Genomic DNA, 16,002 nt, shown 5'->3' with positions numbered 1-16,002 from the left:
TTTTTGGCGGGCACGCCCGCAGGGCAAGCTGGCGGACGCTCCTGCGGCCGCCTTAGGGACGGTTGCCTTATAAGCCGCTTGCCGCGCGACTTCTTTCGTGGTTTGGTCCAATAGTTTCGCAAGTGGGCCATAGCCGATGCCACATGGCAGGGAAGTTTTCCGCGCCGGCAATGCTGATCTCGGCCAATTGCACCAGAGCCGATGGCAATGGCTGGAGGAGGTGGCGGGGCCGGCGGTGGCTTTGCCGACCGAATATCCCGACGGCTACCATGTGCCGCAACACCGCCACAGCCGCAGCCAGTTGCTGCATGCGCTGGTCGGCGTCGTGCTGGTGACGACGCGGCACGGGCGCTGGATGGTGCCGCCAGACCACGCAATGTGGATTCCGGCCGGCACGGAGCATTCGGTCGAGATGCTGGGCGATGTCTCGATGCGCTCGGTATACGTCATGCCGGGCGCGATCCCGGGGCTGCCGGAAGGCTTGCGTGTCGTCGGCGTCACCGAGTTGATGCACAGCCTGATCGTGGAATCGGAGAAACTGCCGCAAGGCGGCGAACTGGAAGGGCGCGGCGGGTTGATCATGAAGCTGTTGCTGCATGAGATCCCGACCTTGCCCGAACGGCCGCTCGGCCTGCCATTCCCGTCCGATCCGAGGCTGGCGATACTGTGCCGGCGCTTCGTCGCGGCACCTTCGCCGCATGCGACGATCGACGAATGGGCCGATGCCGCGGGCATGAGCCGGCGCTCCTTCACGCGCGCCTTCCAGCGCCAGACCGGCCTGTCGCTGTCGACATGGCGCCAGCAGGCCTGCCTGTTCGCGGCGCTGCCGCGGCTCGCCGATGGCGAGCCGATCACCAGGGTGGCGCTCGATCTTGGCTATGACAGCGTGCCGGCCTTCATCACCATGTTCAAGCGCATGCTGGGCTCCTCGCCGCGCGGCTATATGCGCGGCACGCGCGACAATGGGGAAGGCGTTCGTCGGGCCACGCCTCGGCTCGAGGCCCCGGCGCCGTGACGCAATTCCCAAGGGAAAACCGCGTCAGATTTTCCTGGAATCGCTCTAGTCGAACAGGCTCGACACCGATTCCTCGGTTGCCGTGCGCGAAATCGCTTCGCCCATCAGGTCGGCGATCGAGATGACGCGGATGTTGGGGGCATCGAGCACGCCTTGCGTCGGCTGGATGGAATCGGTGATCACCAGTTCCTGCAGCTTCGAGCCGCTGATGCGGGCGACAGCACCGCCCGACAGCACGCCATGGGTGATATAGGCGGTGACGCTGGTGGCGCCGTTGGCCAAGAGTGCATCGGCGGCATTGCACAGCGTGCCGCCGGAATCGACGATGTCGTCGATCAGCAGGCAATCCTTGCCGGCGACCGCGCCGATGATGTTCATGACTTCCGATTCGCCCGGGCGCTCACGGCGCTTGTCGACGATGGCGAGTTGCGCGTCGAAGCGCTTGGCCAGCGCGCGCGCCCGCACCACGCCGCCAATATCCGGCGAGACCACCACGACATTGCCGAGCTGCTTGTATTTCGCCTTCACGTCGCGGGCCATCACCGGCACCGAGAACAGATTGTCGGTCGGGATATCGAAGAAGCCCTGGATCTGGCCGGCATGCAGGTCGAGCGTCAGAACCCGGTCGACCCCGGCGCGGGTGATCATGTTGGCGACCAGCTTGGCCGAGATCGGCGTGCGGCCCGACGCCCGGCGATCCTGCCTGGCGTAACCGAAATAGGGAATCACCGCCGTGATGCGCTTGGCCGAGGAGCGCATGAAAGCGTCGATCATGATGAGCAGTTCCATCAGGTGATCGTTGGTCGGGAATGAGGTCGACTGCAGGATGAAGACATCCTCGCCGCGCACGTTTTCCTGGATTTCGACGAAGATTTCCTGGTCGGCGAAGCGCCTGACACTGGCCTTGCCCAGCGGGATGTTGAGATAGCGGGCGACCGCTTCGGCCAGCACCCTGTTGGAATTGCCCGCGAAGAGTTTCATGCACCGTTCCTGGTGGGGGATGGGAAGGCCTGACAGACTCTCCCGTACCTTTTAACCGGGCTTTTAGCGGCCCGCGCCGGTATTGCAAGCGCCGAGATCGGGAATCCGCCGGCTAAACTCAAGAAAGCTGTCCGGCATCGCGGGCGGGCAACACCTCAACCAGCCTTGCCACCGAGAAATGCAGCGAACTGGTCGATGGTCTGGTCGGCGATTGCCTGCATGGTGGCGGGTGAGACCGCCTTCCAGCTGTCGGCGCCCGCGCCAGCGCCGGAATTGACCGAAGGCGCCTTCATCTGGCCGTTGATGCGGTGCAGGCGGTTGCCTGAGGGGTCGTAGACGTCCCAGACATAGATGACGGTGGTGTCCTTGCCCTCCGAAATCGCCGAGAAATAGCCCTTCAGCACATGGGTCGCGGTCTGGTCGGCGCTGCCGGCAAGCGTAATTCCACGCTGCTTGGCGCGCGTCTGCAGTTCCGCAGTCAGCGGAGTGGCGGCTTCCACCGAAGCGCCGACGATCGGCGCGATCTGCAGCCGCGTCTTCGACAGGATGGCAGCGCTTTGGGCCGAGGTGAGCGGCGTGGTGGCGGTTGCGGCTCCGGCCGTGGTGGTGGCAGGCGCGGCGGGTGACGTTGCAGGAACGGTGGTCGCCGTGCTGCCCGGCGCTGTCGGCCCCGAAGTCGCCGGCGGGGTGATGGCGGAGGGTTCGAGAACGTCCTTTGCGTTGGTGCAGGAGGCAACAGCCAATGCCACAAGCAATGACACGGTCGTCACATGCGATCGTCTCATTTGCCTTCTAACTCCTTGGCGAAGAACGCCTCCCATTATGGATTCACTGTACGATCAAGTCGAGATCATGGCGGGACAGCGGCTTCGGCTGGGATTCGGTGGTCAGGTAGGTGCGGCCAAGCGTCATTGCCGTCTCGGTCTCGGAATCCATGATGATCATGTGGGCGAACAGCGTCATGTGCGGCGCGATCGGCTCGGGGTTGCCCTGGTAGAACATCGGCATGTCCATCCAGGACGGCGTGAAACGGGCGCCGACGGAGTAGCCGCAGGCGTTGAGCCGGTGCTTGGTCAGGCCGTGCGCTTCCATGGTGCGGGCGTGCGCGTCGAAGACATCGCCGAATGTATTGCCCGGCGTCATCGCCTTTTCCACCGCGAGAAGGGCGGCGCGCGCGGCGTCGAACAGCTCCTGATGGCGCTTCGACACCTTGCCGGTCAGCACCGTGCGCATCATAGGCGCGTGGTAGTGATGGAAGACACCAGCCCATTCGAGCGTCAACTGGTCGTTCTTGGTGAGCTTGCGGCGGCCGGCCTTGTAGCGGCAGAGCAGCGCGTCGACGCCGGAACCGATGATGAACTCATTGGCAGGATAGTCGCCACCGCCGGCAAAGACCGCGCCCTGCATGGCAGCGAGGATCAGCGCCTCGTCGCCGCCCTGCTTGATCAACGGCAGCGCCGCGTCCAGCGCGTCGTCGGAAAGGTTCGCGGCCTTCTCGGCCTTGGCGATCTCGGCCGGGCTCTTGAACAGGCGCAGGCGCCCGACAATGCCGGAGGCGTCGGCGATCTGGCCGAAGGTCTGCAACTGCTCGTCGAGCCGGCGGCCATTATAGGCGGTCAGGCCGTGGGTGTCATATTCGACACCGATGCGGGCGCCGAGCAGGTTGAGGTCGTTGAGCAGATTGCGCAGGTCGACCGCCGGGTTGGCGCCATTGCGGTCGGTCCACTGCACGATGTTGTCGATGATCGAGGTGTGGCGCGCCTGGCGCAGGTCGGCCGAGCGGGTCAAAAGCACCATCGAGCCGTCAGCCTTCACCACCAGGCACTGGAAGAAGCAGAAGCCGAACGTGTCGTAGCCGGTTAGCCAGTACATGCTTTCCTGCGCGAACAGCAGGATGGCGTCGAGCTTCTTCTCGGCCATCTCGATCATCAGCCGGTCGCGCCGCGCGTCAAATTCCGATCGTTCAAAATGCAGCGCCATTATTCATTCTCCAAAACGATGGCCGAAACCTGCCGGCCGTAATCGGCTTCCTTGCGGTGCGTGGTGCGCCGGTAGGAGTAAAACAGATCTTCCTCGGCATAGGTGCAGCGGCCGAGGCCCTCGGCGGTCACGCCGGCCCTGGCAAGCCGATCGACCGTGTAGCGATTGAGGTCGAACATGGCGTGGCCGGATGTGGCGGAGGGCGCGAAATAGCCGATGTTTTCGGCATCGGCCTCGACGAAGCGGGCGACGAATTCCGGCCCGACCTCGTAATTGTCGGGGCCGATCGAGGGGCCGAGCACGGCGACGATGTTGTCGCGCCGGGCGCCCAGGCTTTCCATGGCGGCGATGGTGTTTTCCAGCACACCGGTAAAGGCGCCTTTCCAGCCGGCATGCGCCGCGCCGATGACGCGCGCCCCGGCGTCGGCGAACAGCACCGGGCCGCAGTCGGCGGTCGAGGCACCGATGGCGATGCCCGGGCGGTCGGTGACAATGGCATCGGCCTTGGGCCGTTCGCCGGCAAAGGGTTCGCTCACGACAACGACGTCGGGGGAATGGATCTGCCAGGCGGTCAGCAGATGGCTCGTCGGTACGCCCATCCAGGCGGCGACCCGAGCGCGGTTTTCGGCCACCAGCGCCTTGTCGTCATCCGACCCGGTGCCGATGTTGAGGCCCTGGTAGATGCCGGTCGAGACGCCGCCGGCGCGGGTGAAATAGCCGTGGCGGATGCCTTGTGCCTGCGCCTTGTCCAGCAGCGGCGACCGAATGGGATCCGGTTTGGTCTGATTCAGCATGCGGGCGTTGTTGTCCGTGTGGGCGGTTTCGTCAAGAAAAAGTCCGGAAGCGAAGCGGCCGGCGGTTCGGCCGCTCTTTTACCGGACGGGAGATTGGGAGGGGCAGCGGTGAAAAGTCAATCCGCCGTGGCAAACGGCCGGATGGTCACACCGCGCGGCAGGACCGCAAGCACCTTGAACAACTGGCCCATGGCTTGCGGGCCGGCGAGGCGTTCGACATCGCCGGTGATCTTGTCGCGGGCCGCCTGGCCGGCATCGGCGCCAAGCCGGCCGGCGCGCTCGAGAATGCCCATGCCGAGCAGGAAATCGCCTTGCGTCGACAGATGGGCGTCGAGACCATGCGCGCGCACGGTCGCGGCAAGGGCGGCGAAATCGACATGCGAGGTGAGGTCGGCCTCGCCGGGATTGGCCAGCACATCTTCGTGACTGTGCCGGCGCAAGGCCTGCAGCGTGTCGCCGACACCCGGCTGCAGATGGCCATAGTCGAGGAACAGCCCGGCGCCGCTGTTTCGGGCAATGCGCTCGGCAATGGCTGCCATCAGGGCGGTGCGGGCGGGCGCAACCTCGACGATCGCGCCTTGCGGCGCTTCAGCCGCGTCGGCGGGCAGCAGCGTCGGGTCGACCGAGCCGGCGCCGGCGAAGAAACAGAGGGCGTTCTCGTCGTCGAGGCCGACCATGCGCTCGCGCCAGCTGGTGCCGGCGCGGACGAACTGGCGGACCGGCACGGCGTCGAACAATTCGTTGCCGACGATGAGCAGCGGCTGCTGGGGCAAGGTGTCGATGGTCTCGTGCCAGCCAACCGCGAAGAGTGTCGCGCCAAGCGTCTCTCTCTGGACCTCCGTCAGGCGCGGGCTGGTCTCGATCATGGCGAAGGCGGCGCCATTGGCCAGATCAGGGTCGAGCCGCGACAGGGTGCGCAGCATGTCCTTCATCAGCGTGCCGCGGCCGGGGCCGATCTCGGCGATGGTCACCGGCATCGGCCGGCCAATCGCTGCCCAAGCCTGGTAGAGCCAGACGGCGACGAGCTCGCCGAACATCTGGCTGATCTCCGGCGCGGTGACGAAGTCGCCGGCTGCGCCAAAGGGCTCGCGTGTCGTGTAGTAGCCGTCCGTGGGGTCGAACAGGCACATCGCCATATATTCGTTGACGGGAAGGGGGCCGAGCGCCTCGATCAGGTCGACGATGCGGGTCTTCAGCCGCGTCATGTCGCCTGCGGCTGTCCTTGCGTCACCGGCTTGGCGGTTGCCATCGCCCAGATGCCGGCCAGCACCATCGGCGTCGACAGGATCATGCCCATGGTCAGCCAGTTGGTGCCGAGGAGATAGCCGAGCTGCTGGTCGGGTTCACGGAAGAACTCGACGAAGATGCGCGACAGGCCGTAGCCGCAGATGAAAGCGCCGCCGACGAAACGCGGCGTCTTCAGCTTGAGGCGCGAATGGGTGAGGATGCGCAGGACCAGGAACAGCACCAAGCCTTCGAGCAGGGCCTCGTAGAGCTGGCTCGGATGGCGGGTAAACGGCCCGCCATTGGGGAATTCGATTGCCCAGGGTACATCCGTTGGCCGGCCCCAGAGCTCGGAATTGATGAAGTTGGCGACGCGCACCAGGCCAAGCCCAACCGGCACGCCGGCGGCCACGACATCGAACAGCGACCAGGTGCGGATGCCGCGCTTGATGGAAAACAGCGTCATGGCGAGGATGACGCCGAGCAGGCCGCCATGGAACGACATACCGCCTTGCCAGACGGCGAAGATGTCCAGAGGGTGCGCGATGTAGCGCGCTAGGTCGTAGAACAGCACATAGCCGGTGCGGCCGCCGAGCACGACGCCGATCGCCGCCCAGACGATGAAATCGTCGAGGTCCTCCGGCTTCATCGGCAGGATACCGTCGGGCCACAGCTTGGGATTGGCCGCAAGCCGCTTGGCATACCACCAGGCAAACAGGATGCCGACGATGTAGCCGACGCCGTACCAGTGTACCGCCAGCGGCCCGATCTGGATGAGGATCGGGTTGATGTTGGGGAAGGGCAGCGAGGCCAGCGGCAGCAGGAAATATTCGTTCAACGGGGAGCTCTCGGTTGCGGTCGCATTCGGGCGCGGACCATGCGGCAGGGTTTTGGCAGGGTCAAGGCAACGTCGTCGCCGTCAAGTGTCGCGACGAATCCACCGCGAGCCATCGCGCCGTGAATGGTGAGCTCAGCCCTTGGCGGCCACCCACTGCCGCAACGCGTCATTGATCCTGTCCTGCCAGCCGGGACCGTCTTCCTGGAAATGATCGAGCACGGCCCGGTCGATCCGGATCGGGACAAGCTCGCGGACATTCGGCGCGGACGAAGGTTCGCGGATGGGCGCTGCCGGCTTCTTGACCGGCTTGAAGGCCGCCTCGGCGGCTGCGTACGGATTTGTCGGTCGGCGCGAGGGCGTTGCCATTGGGTAACCCTGATTGAAGACGACTCATGCTTGAGGCAAGTCGCGAGGAAAACGCCACAATAGGCGACTTGGCGCCATCCCGTACAGAAGGTTGCGGTCGAATTCGACGCAGACCATACCGAAGAACTTTGGCTGGTCACGCAAGGTCGCGCCGTCAATTGTCAGGGAACAAGATCGCCCCTAGGTCCATTGCACCATGCAGGATATGCAGTATTTCCACGGTGTCGGCACTGGCGCGGTAGAAAATCAGGTAGTTGCCATGGACGCGCCGGCGGATGCCTGAGGATCGATGCCGCTCAAAGAACGGATATCGCTCCGGCATGGTGCGCAACTCCACACAATCGCGGCGCAATTCCTGGATAAACGTGACGGCCCGAAATGGGCTGTCGAGCGCGATGTAGTCGCCAATGGCTTCGAGGTCTGCCTCGGCCTGATCCGTAAAGACCAGCCGCTTCACTTGGTTTTCGCTGCCATTGCCTTGTATTTGGCCTCAAGCCTGTCCAGCACTTCGTCGCCGGGCTTAACCCGGCCACCATCGGCATCGGAAATGCTTTTTGCGAGGGCTGCGTCGAGGGCGGCAAGGCGCTTCTCCCGCTCTTCAACGAGGCGAACGCCCTCGCGGAGCACTTCGCTCTTCGAATTGTAGCGGCCGGTGCTGACGAGCTGGTTGACGATATCCTCGAGACGACTGCCCAAGTCTGCGCTAATGGCCATGGTGGCGCTCCTGCAAAAAAACACCTTGATATAATAATAGTTATTGATCGAGCTTGCCAGTGATTTGGGTGGTCCGACTTGATGCCGCACCAGCGCTCAACGTTCTTGCATTCGGCGCTCCGCGCCACTACGTCACTTCGAGCAAGCGAGGATTTGCCATGTCGACCGGACCGAACCGCATTCTCGATGAATTCGCCAAGCTGATGACCGATGCCGCGGGTGCCGCCCAGGGCGTGCGCCGCGAGGTGGAAACCGCCTTCAAGGGGCAGGCGGAGCGCATCCTCAACTCGATGGATGTGGTGCAGCGCGAGGAATTCGAGGCCGCGCGCGAGATGGCCGCCAAGGCCCGGGACGAGAATGCCAAGCTTGCCGCCCGCATCGAGGCGCTCGAAGCGAAGCTTGCCGAACTGGCCGGTGATGCCGCACCAGCGGCGGCGGCGAAGCCCCGCGCAAAAAAATAATCGTTAAACTTTTCCACATAGTGCGATCCTGAAAATCGCTTTGCCGTGAATCGCTTAACGGCATTGCATGAATCTTTGTGACAGCGCCTTTCCACATGCGAATGCCGCAGTGCGAAAAATTGGGCTGTTCACGCGACTCCCGATCAATAGACTGAATTTGTTGCATGATTCGAAGCAGGGTCATGCGGCCGGGCGGTGGGGTCCGGTCTGGGGTCTTTGCGTCGAGAAGTAGTCTTTAGCGCGAAGAAAGTCCTGGCCGTCCGAGTTCTAGATCAGATTGTTCGTCGTGTGTGCCCCGCGGAGCGTGAGGCGCTCCCCCTGAACACAGGAAGCATTCCATGGAACTTCTCGAACTCGAATACTCCCGCGAAATCCATCCGGTGGATGTTATCGAGCAGGTGGCCCACAACAATGACTGGTCCTTCGAACGGGCCGGCGATGACGAAATCTCGATCTCGGTCGCCGGCAGCTGGACCGACTATCACGTCTCCTTCTCCTGGATGGAGGATTTCGAGGCGCTGCATCTGGCCTGCGCCTTCGACATCAAGGTGCCGGAGACCCGCGCGCTGGAAGTGATGCGGCTGTTGTCGCTGATCAACGAGCAGATGCTGTTCGGCCATTTCGACCTCTGGGAGCAGGAAGGCGCGATCATGTTCCGCCAGTCGCTGCTTTTGGCCGGCGGCGTCGAGCCGTCCAGCCAGCAGGTCGAGGTGCTCTTGTCCTCGGCGCTGGAAGCCTGCGAATGCTATTTCCAGGCTTTCCAGTTCGTCGTCTGGTCGGGAACCTCGGCCAAGGATGCGCTGGCCGGCGTGCTGTTCGAGACCTACGGCAACGCCTAGAGCCTTGGTAGTATCGAAATGAGTTCGAGCAGCGAGCGCAAGCCTGAGATCAGTTTTGCCGATTTTGATCGTGTCGACATCCGCGCCGGCACGATCGTCGAGGCCGAACCGTTTCCCGAGGCGCGCAAGCCTGCGTTCAAGCTGAAGATCGATTTTGGCTCCGACATCGGGGTGAAGAAATCGTCGGCGCAGATCACCAAATACTATACGCCCGAAACGCTGGTCGGCCGGCAGGTGTTCGCTGTGGTCAATTTTCCGCCGCGCCAGATAGGGCCGTTCATGTCGGAAGTGCTGACGCTCGGTTTTCCCGACGAGGAGGGCGCCGTGGTGCTGGGCGCCATCGAGCGCAAGGTGCCGGACGGCGGGCGGCTGTTCTAGACTAAAATTTTCGAGCAGGCTGCCGTCATCCTCATCTGTCTGCGCCCCTGCCGGCAGATTGATCAAACTCGACCTCAAAAGAACCTCGCCAAGCGCAGCGCCGCCAGCAAGCCGAGGCAGGCGCTATCACAGCGCCGCAGCCGACCGGATTGCAGCGACAGCTGGGGGCCGAAACGCGCCGAGAATGGTTCCGACCGTTGCGGCCGAGAGCACGAGGTGCAGGACGTCGAACGGCCAGGCCAGTGCGATATGCATCAACATAAGGGTCAAGAAGGAGGGCGACGCGGCATCCGCAGGGATTAGGATCAAGCCTGCAGCCAGGATCAGCCCATATTTGAGTATGGCAACGATTGCGAGAACGATGAACATTATGGCGACGAAGCGCAGATGATTGCCGTCGAGCGCACGCCGGCAGCCGATTGGATCGAACGATCCCGTCCAGAGAAAATCGCCGACGAACAGATACGTCCAGGCAAGTACCAAACCACCCGCGAACAGGTTGAAGACGCCCATCGCCGACGCCCAAGGCGCGATGTCCTCAGGGCCGAGCGGCAGGTCATGCGTGGCCAACAGGCCGGCAACAAGCAGTCTGTGTTCGCCGTCGATCGCAAAGCCGCAAAGAAGCTGGATGGCCGCGAGAAGCAACGCGGCCAGGAGGATCCGCGGGCCGAGCTCGAAGCGCAGGCCCGGGATAGCGAAGCGTTTGACGCTTTCAATGCCGCGCCGAACGACGACACGACCGTGCTCGGGTGCGTTTGCCATGCGGTCGAGAACGAATGCAAGGACCATCGCCGAGAACGGCGCGGCAACAATCGGAGAAAGCCACGTCCAGGGGTCAAAGCCTCGCGATAGAAGCCAGAGAAGCCAGGCGGGCGCCTGCCCCTCGGCAAAAAGAACGAGGGCAAGCGCCGTCAGACAGAGCGTCGTCAGAAAGCAGGGAAACCAGGCGGCCACGAAGAGTGGCCAGGCATTCGCACGGCAATAGTCGAGCACCCTCGCAACGGTCTTGCTGATGCGCAAGAGGCGACGCTTCGGCGATACGGCAGGCGCTTCGTCCAGCGTTGAAATCGGCGTCAATCCCGCAGGAACTACACGTGGAATAATGCACCGCAAGCAACTGTGGCGCAAGCTCTCGCAAGGAGCGCGCTCGCGGGTCAAAGCTTGCCGGCGCAAGATCTGCCGGTGTATCTCAACAACTTCACGCGGAAGACTTGTCCAAAGGCATTGGCAAGTTGTCGAAGTACCGGATTTCCTGCGGGAAATGCAGGACTGGCGGCATTGAAGAGGTCACACAACTGCCACCGTCAGGCGGCAAGTCTCCGCGGCATCCCCAGCGCTTCCTCGACCGCGTCGAGAAACATTTCCGCACAGGCTTTCCAGCTGTAGCGCATGGCGCGTTCTCTGGCCTGGGCGCGGTCGACTTTGAGGGCGGCAAGTGACGCCTCGCGCAGATCGTTCGAAACCGCGCCGCCAAAGCCGTCACCGACAATGTCGATCGGCCCGGTCACCGGATAGGCGGCGACCGGCGTGCCGCTGGCCAGCGCTTCGATGATGACGTTGCCGAATGTGTCGGTGCGGCTGGGGAAGACGAAGACGTCGGCCGAGGCGTAGATCTCGGCCAGTTCGTCATTGGGGCGGTGACCGAGGAAATGCGCCTTGGGGTATTTCGCTTTCAGTTTGGCGAGTTCAGGTCCTTCGCCGACGATCACCTTGCTGCCGGGCAGGTCGAGGTCGAGGAAGGCGGAGAGGTTCTTTTCAATGGCGACACGGCCGACGCAGAGGAAGACCGGGCCGGGGAAGCCTAGGTCCTTGCGCTTGTCCGGGCGGAAATGGTCGGTGTCGACGCCGCGTGTCCACGGCCTCAGCTTGTTGAAGCCGCGCGCCGAAAGGTCGTCGGCGAGCGACTGGGTGGCGACCAGCGTGCCCTGGCCGGAATTGTGGAAATCGCGCAACCAGCGATAGGCCCAGCTTTCCGGCACCGGCAGGCGGGCGCTGAGATATTCGGGGAAGCGCGTGTGATAGCTGGTGGTGAACGGCCGGCCGGCATTGCGGCAATAGCGCCGCGCCATGATGCCGAGCGGCCCTTCGGTGACGATGTGGATGTGGTCCGCCTTGTAGGCATCGATCAGGCGCGCGACATGGCCGGGCGTGGTCAGCGCCAGGCGGATGTCGGGATAGGTCGGCAGGGGCAGCGTGCGAAAGATGTTGGGGGTCAGGAAATCCACCGCGACGTCGAAGGATTTCAGCGTTTCGGTGAGCCGCTCCAGCGTGTGGACGACGCCGTTGACCTGCGGGCGCCAGGCGTCGGTGACCATCAATATGCGCATGGCGGCCCTTTGCTGGAAAGGTCGACGGTTGCCTTGAGACGATGCCGGAACGGCGACCAGCCTGCTGCTCTCGCTTCGCTCCAGCGCACCCGGGCGGGCACGGCGTCGAAGTGAGGCGGCTGGGCCGAATCAACTGTAGTCGCGCGTTTCATGCGCGCTCTTCATCATGATTTCATGACGGGCGGATGAAGCCTGATGTTTGGCCAGCCTAGGCCGGAACCTTGATCACCGCGCGCAGGCCGCCGAGCGGACTGTCGTCGAGGGTGATGTCGCCGCCATGGCTGCGGGCGATGTCGCGGGCGATCGACAGGCCGAGGCCGGTGCCGCTGGCATCGAGATTGCGGGCCTCGTCGAGCCGCACGAAGGGCTTGAACACGTCTTCGCGCCTGTCGAACGGGATGCCGGGACCGTTGTCGTCGACGGTGACCACCAGCGAGCCACGGCCGTGATTGGCGCTGACCTCCACCGTCTTGGCATAGCGGAAAGCATTGCCGATGACGTTGGACAACAGCCGGGCGAAGGCATTCGGCCTAACGTGCACGGTCGGATCGCCGGAAAGCGTCGTCGACAGCTTGCATTTGCGCAAGGCGGCTTCGTCGCTGAGCTTTTGGAAATAGGCTTCGAGATCGAAACGTCCCGGGTCCTCCGAGGCTTCGCCACGGGCAAAGGCGAGATAACCCTCCAACATCGACTGCATGTCGTCGATGTCCTGGTTGAGCGCCGCCTTGGTCTCGGTCTTGCCGCCGGCCAGCGCCAGCTGCAGCTTGAAGCGGGTGAGGATGGTTCTCAGATCATGGCTGACGCCGGTCAACATGGCGGTGCGCTGGTCGATCTGGCGCTCGATGCGCTCGCGCATCTGGATGAAGGCAAAGCCGGCGCGGCGAACCTCCTCGGCGCCGCGCGGGCGAAAATCTCGCGGCATCGGCCGGCCTTTGCCGAAGCTTTCGGCCGCCTCGGCGAGCGTCAGGATCGGCCGGATCTGGTTGCGCAGGAAGGGGATGGCGATCATCAGCAGCACCAGCGAGGTGCCAACCATCCAGATCAGGAAGATGTGGGTGTTGGAGGCATAGGCCTGGCTGCGGCGCACGAAGACGCGCAGCACCTTGTTCTCGAGCTGGACGCGTACCTCGACGATGTTGGAATTGCCGACCGTGTCGATCCAGAACGGCCGGTTGATCTGGCGGGTGATCTCTGACGAGAGAACGTCGTCGAGGATCGAGAAGAACGGTTTTGGACCGGGCGGTGGCAAGGGATCCGGCGGCAGCAGATCGACCTTCAGCTGCATGCGGTCCTGGGCGATGCGGATGATGTTGGCGTAGTCGGCGTCGTGCGGGTAGGTTTCGATCAGGTCGATGATGGCGGCGATGTCGCGCACGGTGGCCTGCGACAGGCGCTGCGTTACCGTTGCCCAGTGGCGCTCCATGAAGACGAAAGCGACCACCGATTGCAAAAGGATCATCGGCGCGATGACGATGATCAACGAGCGCGCATAAAGGCGCTTGGGCATGTAAAGCGAAACGAGGCGCCAGAACCGGTTCCAGATGCGCGGCACCGCCTTGAGCGTTCGCGTGGCGCGCGCGCTCAAGCCGTCATTTTCCGGCTGTTCCAGTTCCGTGGTCGCCATTGGCTCTTTTCATCCGTCGGCGGCCATTCGGGCCGCGGCCGGTATTCTATTCCACGCTGAGCCGATACCCAATACCGCGCACGGTCTGCAGCCAGACCGGGTTGGACGGATCGCGCTCGATCTTGCGGCGCAGCCGGTTGATCTGCACGTCGATGGTGCGCTCGCCGACCTCCGAATCGTCGCCGACCAGTTCGTGGCGCGGGATGGTTTCGCCGGCGCGTGCTGCAAAGATCGCCAGGATCTCCTGCTCGCGGTCGGTCAGCTTCAGCGCCTCGCCGCCGCGCTTCAGCTCGCGCCTGGCGATCTGGAACGTGTAGGGGCCGAAGACCAGCTGTTCGACCTTGGGCGTCGTCGCCGGGCCGCCGCGGCGCAGGATGTTGTTGATACGCAGGATCAGCTCGCGCGGGTCGAAGGGTTTGGGCAGATAGTCGTCCGCGCCTGCCTCGAGCCCTGAGATGCGGCTGTCGGTTTCCGACAGTGCGGTGAGCATCAGGATCGGGACGTTCTTTTCGGCCCGCAGCGATTTGGTGAGGTCGACGCCGGTCTCGCCCGGCATCATGACATCCAGCACAAGCAGGTCGAAATCGAGGCCGGCAAGCTTGCGCCTGGCTTCGCCGGCATTGCCGGCGACGGTCACACGAAAGCCGTTCTCGGTCAGATACTGCTTGAGAAGATTGCGGATGCGGGTGTCGTCGTCGACCACAAGCAGATGCGGCGCGTCGTCGTCCGGTGCGGCCGCCTGATCGACCCTCTCAGTGCTCTCCATGGCTTTTCCCTGACATTTTTGCGGACCCAACGTCGATCTGAGCTCTCAGTTCCGGATTAACCATCGCTTCGAGGAAGCGTTCCACCAAGGTCCGTTCGGTGGCGCCGCAATCTTCCAATGCAGCACGGATGCGGCGCGACTGTGGCCGCGCCAAGGCCAGCGCCAGCGCGCGGCCCTTCGCCGTCGGATAGAGCTCGCGCTGCCGGCGGTCGCGCGGGCCTTGCAACTGCACGACATGGTCGGTGTCGATCAGTTGCTTGAGCACGCGCGCCAGGCTCTGCTTGGTGATCTTCAGCACGTCGAGCAGTTCGGCGACCGTCAGGCCCGGCCGGCGGTTGACGAAATGCAGCACCCGGTGGTGCGCGCGGCCGAAGCCGTAATCGGCCAGGATCTGATCGGGATCGGAGGTGAAGTCTCGGTAGGCGAAGAAAAACAGCTCGATGATGGCGAAGTCGATGCCGTCCTCGACTGACATCGCGGTCCTGATCGGTTTTCCGGCGGCTGCGCTTCGATCCGTCATCATTTCTCCATGGGAACGGGAGATTATGTCAGTACTATTGACGTAATTTCCCTGCAATGGTAATTTTTGACAAGCTTTTGGGCGGATTGCGAACGAAAAGGCAAGGCAGGCCGGTTTTTCCGGAACTTCCTGAGTTTGCCAGAGCGCCATTATCCGCTTACGCTTCGCAACACCGGCCAGCGTCTCCAATCACCTGGCGCGGCCAAAAAGAACACGAAACGACACTAGGATATGCGGGTCGCGGCCCGCGGGAGGTTATCATGGCATCCGTTCCCTTCGATCAGCTGGACGGCTTCATCTGGATGAATGGCGAGTTCATCCCGTGGGGCGACGCCAAGATCCATGTGCTGACGCACGGTCTGCACTACGCCAGCGCGGTCTTCGAGGGCGAGCGCGCCTATGGCGGCGAGATCTTCAAGCTCAACGAGCACACTGAGCGCCTGCATGAATCGGCACGCCTGCTCGGCTTCAAGATTCCCTATTCGGTGGCCGAACTCAACGATGCCTCGACTACGCTGCTGAAGAAGCAGGGTTTCCAGGACGCCTATGTCAGGCCGATCGCGTGGCGCGGCAGCGAGCAGATGGGCGTTTCGGCGCAGAACAACCGCATCAACGTCGCCATCGCCATCTGGCAGTGGCCGAGCTATTTCGATCCGGCGCAGAAGCTGAAGGGCATCCGCCTCGATGTTGCCGAATGGCGCCGGCCCGACCCGCGCACGGCGCCGTCGAAGTCGAAGGCCGCCGGCCTCTACATGATCTGCACCATGTCCAAGCACGCCGCCGAAGCAAAAGGCTATGCCGACGCCATGATGCTCGATTGGCGCGGCCAGGTCGCGGAAGCAACCGGCGCCAATATCTTCTTCGTCAAGGACGGCAAGATCCACACACCGAAGCCCGACTGCTTCCTCGACGGCATCACCCGCCGCACGGTCATTGGGCTGGCCAGGGATCGCGGCCTGGAAGTCATCGAACGCGCCATCCTGCCGGAAGAACTGGAAGGCTTCGAGCAATGCTTCCTGACGGGAACGGCAGCGGAAGTAACGCCGGTGTCGGAGATCGGCGCTTACCGATTCGAGGTCGGTGAAATCGCCAAGAATCTTATGAATGACTATTCTGCCGCGGTTCAGCCCAAGCACGCGATCGCCGCAGAATAACGATAGTCACAGCTTTTCGCG

Annotated in this window: 19 protein-coding genes; 5 read left to right on the top strand and 14 right to left on the bottom strand. The window is 63.4% G+C overall.

The features are described 5' to 3' along the window. Positions 1–136 precede the first annotated feature (136 nt). Positions 137–1,015 (top strand): AraC family transcriptional regulator, encoded by an 879-nt coding sequence (locus tag CKW40_RS21605; RefSeq protein WP_095201884.1) that lies wholly within the window; start codon positions 137–139, stop codon positions 1,013–1,015. Between the two features lie 45 nt (positions 1,016–1,060). On the opposite strand, the gene CKW40_RS21600 is transcribed toward CKW40_RS21605, so the two are convergent. The 9 genes from CKW40_RS21600 to CKW40_RS21560 all read right to left on the bottom strand — a co-directional run bounded on the left by CKW40_RS21600 (position 1,061) and on the right by CKW40_RS21560 (position 7,912). Continuing rightward, entirely contained in the window at positions 1,061–1,996 is a 936-nt protein-coding gene (locus CKW40_RS21600; protein ID WP_019860650.1) for a ribose-phosphate pyrophosphokinase, read from the bottom strand. Positions 1,997–2,151: 155 nt separating this feature from the next. Continuing rightward, complete coding sequence (locus CKW40_RS21595; RefSeq protein WP_095201883.1) at positions 2,152–2,781, bottom strand: hypothetical protein; 630 nt, start codon at positions 2,779–2,781, stop codon at positions 2,152–2,154. A 43-nt stretch (positions 2,782–2,824) separates the two neighbouring features. Beyond that, entirely contained in the window at positions 2,825–3,976 is a 1,152-nt protein-coding gene (locus CKW40_RS21590) for a M24 family metallopeptidase (RefSeq protein WP_095201882.1), read from the bottom strand. Further along, positions 3,976–4,770: a peptidoglycan editing factor PgeF gene (pgeF, locus tag CKW40_RS21585; protein WP_095201881.1), complete on the bottom strand. Its 795-nt coding sequence runs from the start codon at positions 4,768–4,770 to the stop codon at positions 3,976–3,978. The genes CKW40_RS21590 and pgeF overlap by 1 nt, the downstream gene beginning before the upstream one ends. Before the next feature lie 116 nt (positions 4,771–4,886). Further along, a complete protein-coding gene (locus CKW40_RS21580; RefSeq protein ID WP_095201880.1) occupies positions 4,887–5,975 on the bottom strand; it encodes a class I SAM-dependent methyltransferase in 1,089 nt (362 codons plus the stop codon). Next, a complete protein-coding gene (lgt, locus tag CKW40_RS21575) occupies positions 5,972–6,832 on the bottom strand; it encodes a prolipoprotein diacylglyceryl transferase (RefSeq protein ID WP_095201879.1) in 861 nt (286 codons plus the stop codon). Before lgt ends, CKW40_RS21580 begins: the two co-directional genes overlap by 4 nt. Positions 6,833–6,964: 132 nt before the next feature. Further along, the gene (locus tag CKW40_RS21570; RefSeq protein ID WP_095201878.1) at positions 6,965–7,198 is read right to left on the bottom strand and encodes a BrnA antitoxin family protein; all 234 of its coding nucleotides are present in this window, start codon (positions 7,196–7,198) and stop codon (positions 6,965–6,967) included. Positions 7,199–7,352: 154 nt separating this feature from the next. After that, positions 7,353–7,655 (bottom strand): type II toxin-antitoxin system RelE/ParE family toxin, encoded by a 303-nt coding sequence (locus CKW40_RS21565; protein WP_095201877.1) that lies wholly within the window; start codon positions 7,653–7,655, stop codon positions 7,353–7,355. Continuing rightward, positions 7,652–7,912 carry a type II toxin-antitoxin system ParD family antitoxin gene (locus CKW40_RS21560; protein ID WP_095201876.1) on the bottom strand — a complete coding sequence of 87 codons (261 nt, stop codon included), beginning with the start codon at positions 7,910–7,912 and terminating at the stop codon, positions 7,652–7,654. Before CKW40_RS21560 ends, CKW40_RS21565 begins: the two co-directional genes overlap by 4 nt. A 158-nt stretch (positions 7,913–8,070) precedes the next feature. On the opposite strand from CKW40_RS21560, the gene CKW40_RS21555 reads away from it, so the two are divergent. The 3 genes from CKW40_RS21555 (at position 8,071) to CKW40_RS21545 (ending at position 9,590) form a co-directional block, all read left to right on the top strand. After that, the gene (locus CKW40_RS21555; protein ID WP_010911095.1) at positions 8,071–8,373 is read left to right on the top strand and encodes an accessory factor UbiK family protein; all 303 of its coding nucleotides are present in this window, start codon (positions 8,071–8,073) and stop codon (positions 8,371–8,373) included. Positions 8,374–8,711: 338 nt separating this feature from the next. Then, positions 8,712–9,212, top strand: a complete 501-nt coding sequence (locus CKW40_RS21550; RefSeq protein WP_027030631.1) for a type III secretion system chaperone family protein — start codon at positions 8,712–8,714, stop codon at positions 9,210–9,212. Positions 9,213–9,230: 18 nt separating this feature from the next. Then, positions 9,231–9,590, top strand: a complete 360-nt coding sequence (locus CKW40_RS21545) for a tRNA-binding protein (RefSeq protein WP_095201875.1) — start codon at positions 9,231–9,233, stop codon at positions 9,588–9,590. A 126-nt stretch (positions 9,591–9,716) separates the two neighbouring features. Here the strand turns inward: CKW40_RS21545 and CKW40_RS21540 are convergent, their stop codons facing one another. The 5 genes from CKW40_RS21540 to CKW40_RS21520 form a co-directional block, all read right to left on the bottom strand. After that, complete coding sequence (locus tag CKW40_RS21540; protein WP_244571239.1) at positions 9,717–10,610, bottom strand: hypothetical protein; 894 nt, start codon at positions 10,608–10,610, stop codon at positions 9,717–9,719. Between the two features lie 284 nt (positions 10,611–10,894). Beyond that, positions 10,895–11,917, bottom strand: coding sequence for a glycosyltransferase family 4 protein (locus tag CKW40_RS21535; protein ID WP_095201873.1), 1,023 nt, complete (start codon positions 11,915–11,917; stop codon positions 10,895–10,897). Between the two features lie 208 nt (positions 11,918–12,125). Beyond that, positions 12,126–13,541, bottom strand: a complete 1,416-nt coding sequence (locus tag CKW40_RS21530; RefSeq protein WP_095201872.1) for an ATP-binding protein — start codon at positions 13,539–13,541, stop codon at positions 12,126–12,128. 46 nt (positions 13,542–13,587) lie between these two features. Beyond that, a complete protein-coding gene (locus tag CKW40_RS21525) occupies positions 13,588–14,307 on the bottom strand; it encodes a response regulator (protein ID WP_027044074.1) in 720 nt (239 codons plus the stop codon). Next, complete coding sequence (locus tag CKW40_RS21520) at positions 14,294–14,827, bottom strand: MarR family winged helix-turn-helix transcriptional regulator (protein ID WP_179298067.1); 534 nt, start codon at positions 14,825–14,827, stop codon at positions 14,294–14,296. The genes CKW40_RS21525 and CKW40_RS21520 overlap by 14 nt, the downstream gene beginning before the upstream one ends. Before the next feature lie 260 nt (positions 14,828–15,087). On the opposite strand from CKW40_RS21520, the gene CKW40_RS21515 reads away from it, so the two are divergent. Continuing rightward, positions 15,088–15,981, top strand: coding sequence for a branched-chain amino acid aminotransferase (locus CKW40_RS21515; protein WP_095201870.1), 894 nt, complete (start codon positions 15,088–15,090; stop codon positions 15,979–15,981). The last annotated feature ends 21 nt before the right edge of the window (positions 15,982–16,002 follow it).

The sequence above is a fragment of the Mesorhizobium carmichaelinearum genome (assembly GCF_900199455.1).
Lineage (GTDB): Bacteria > Pseudomonadota > Alphaproteobacteria > Rhizobiales > Rhizobiaceae > Mesorhizobium > Mesorhizobium carmichaelinearum.
This window is presented reverse-complemented; position numbering and strand designations above follow the sequence as displayed.

What these genes read in the sequence shown, in the direction of transcription:
- CKW40_RS21525 (WP_027044074.1), bottom strand. Translation starts at nt 14,307, where the DNA reads ATGGAGAGCACTGAGAGGGTCGATCAGGCGGCCGCACCGGACGACGAC.
- pgeF (WP_095201881.1), bottom strand. Translation starts at nt 4,770, where the DNA reads ATGCTGAATCAGACCAAACCGGATCCCATTCGGTCGCCGCTGCTGGAC.
- CKW40_RS21515 (WP_095201870.1), top strand. Translation starts at nt 15,088, where the DNA reads ATGGCATCCGTTCCCTTCGATCAGCTGGACGGCTTCATCTGGATGAAT.
- CKW40_RS21560 (WP_095201876.1), bottom strand. Translation starts at nt 7,912, where the DNA reads ATGGCCATTAGCGCAGACTTGGGCAGTCGTCTCGAGGATATCGTCAAC.
- CKW40_RS21600 (WP_019860650.1), bottom strand. Translation starts at nt 1,996, where the DNA reads ATGAAACTCTTCGCGGGCAATTCCAACAGGGTGCTGGCCGAAGCGGTC.
- CKW40_RS21595 (WP_095201883.1), bottom strand. Translation starts at nt 2,781, where the DNA reads ATGAGACGATCGCATGTGACGACCGTGTCATTGCTTGTGGCATTGGCT.
- CKW40_RS21605 (WP_095201884.1), top strand. Translation starts at nt 137, where the DNA reads ATGCCACATGGCAGGGAAGTTTTCCGCGCCGGCAATGCTGATCTCGGC.
- CKW40_RS21520 (WP_179298067.1), bottom strand. Translation starts at nt 14,827, where the DNA reads ATGACGGATCGAAGCGCAGCCGCCGGAAAACCGATCAGGACCGCGATG.
- CKW40_RS21535 (WP_095201873.1), bottom strand. Translation starts at nt 11,917, where the DNA reads ATGCGCATATTGATGGTCACCGACGCCTGGCGCCCGCAGGTCAACGGC.
- CKW40_RS21570 (WP_095201878.1), bottom strand. Translation starts at nt 7,198, where the DNA reads ATGGCAACGCCCTCGCGCCGACCGACAAATCCGTACGCAGCCGCCGAG.
- CKW40_RS21580 (WP_095201880.1), bottom strand. Translation starts at nt 5,975, where the DNA reads ATGACGCGGCTGAAGACCCGCATCGTCGACCTGATCGAGGCGCTCGGC.
- CKW40_RS21545 (WP_095201875.1), top strand. Translation starts at nt 9,231, where the DNA reads ATGAGTTCGAGCAGCGAGCGCAAGCCTGAGATCAGTTTTGCCGATTTT.
- CKW40_RS21555 (WP_010911095.1), top strand. Translation starts at nt 8,071, where the DNA reads ATGTCGACCGGACCGAACCGCATTCTCGATGAATTCGCCAAGCTGATG.
- CKW40_RS21590 (WP_095201882.1), bottom strand. Translation starts at nt 3,976, where the DNA reads ATGGCGCTGCATTTTGAACGATCGGAATTTGACGCGCGGCGCGACCGG.
- CKW40_RS21530 (WP_095201872.1), bottom strand. Translation starts at nt 13,541, where the DNA reads ATGGCGACCACGGAACTGGAACAGCCGGAAAATGACGGCTTGAGCGCG.
- CKW40_RS21550 (WP_027030631.1), top strand. Translation starts at nt 8,712, where the DNA reads ATGGAACTTCTCGAACTCGAATACTCCCGCGAAATCCATCCGGTGGAT.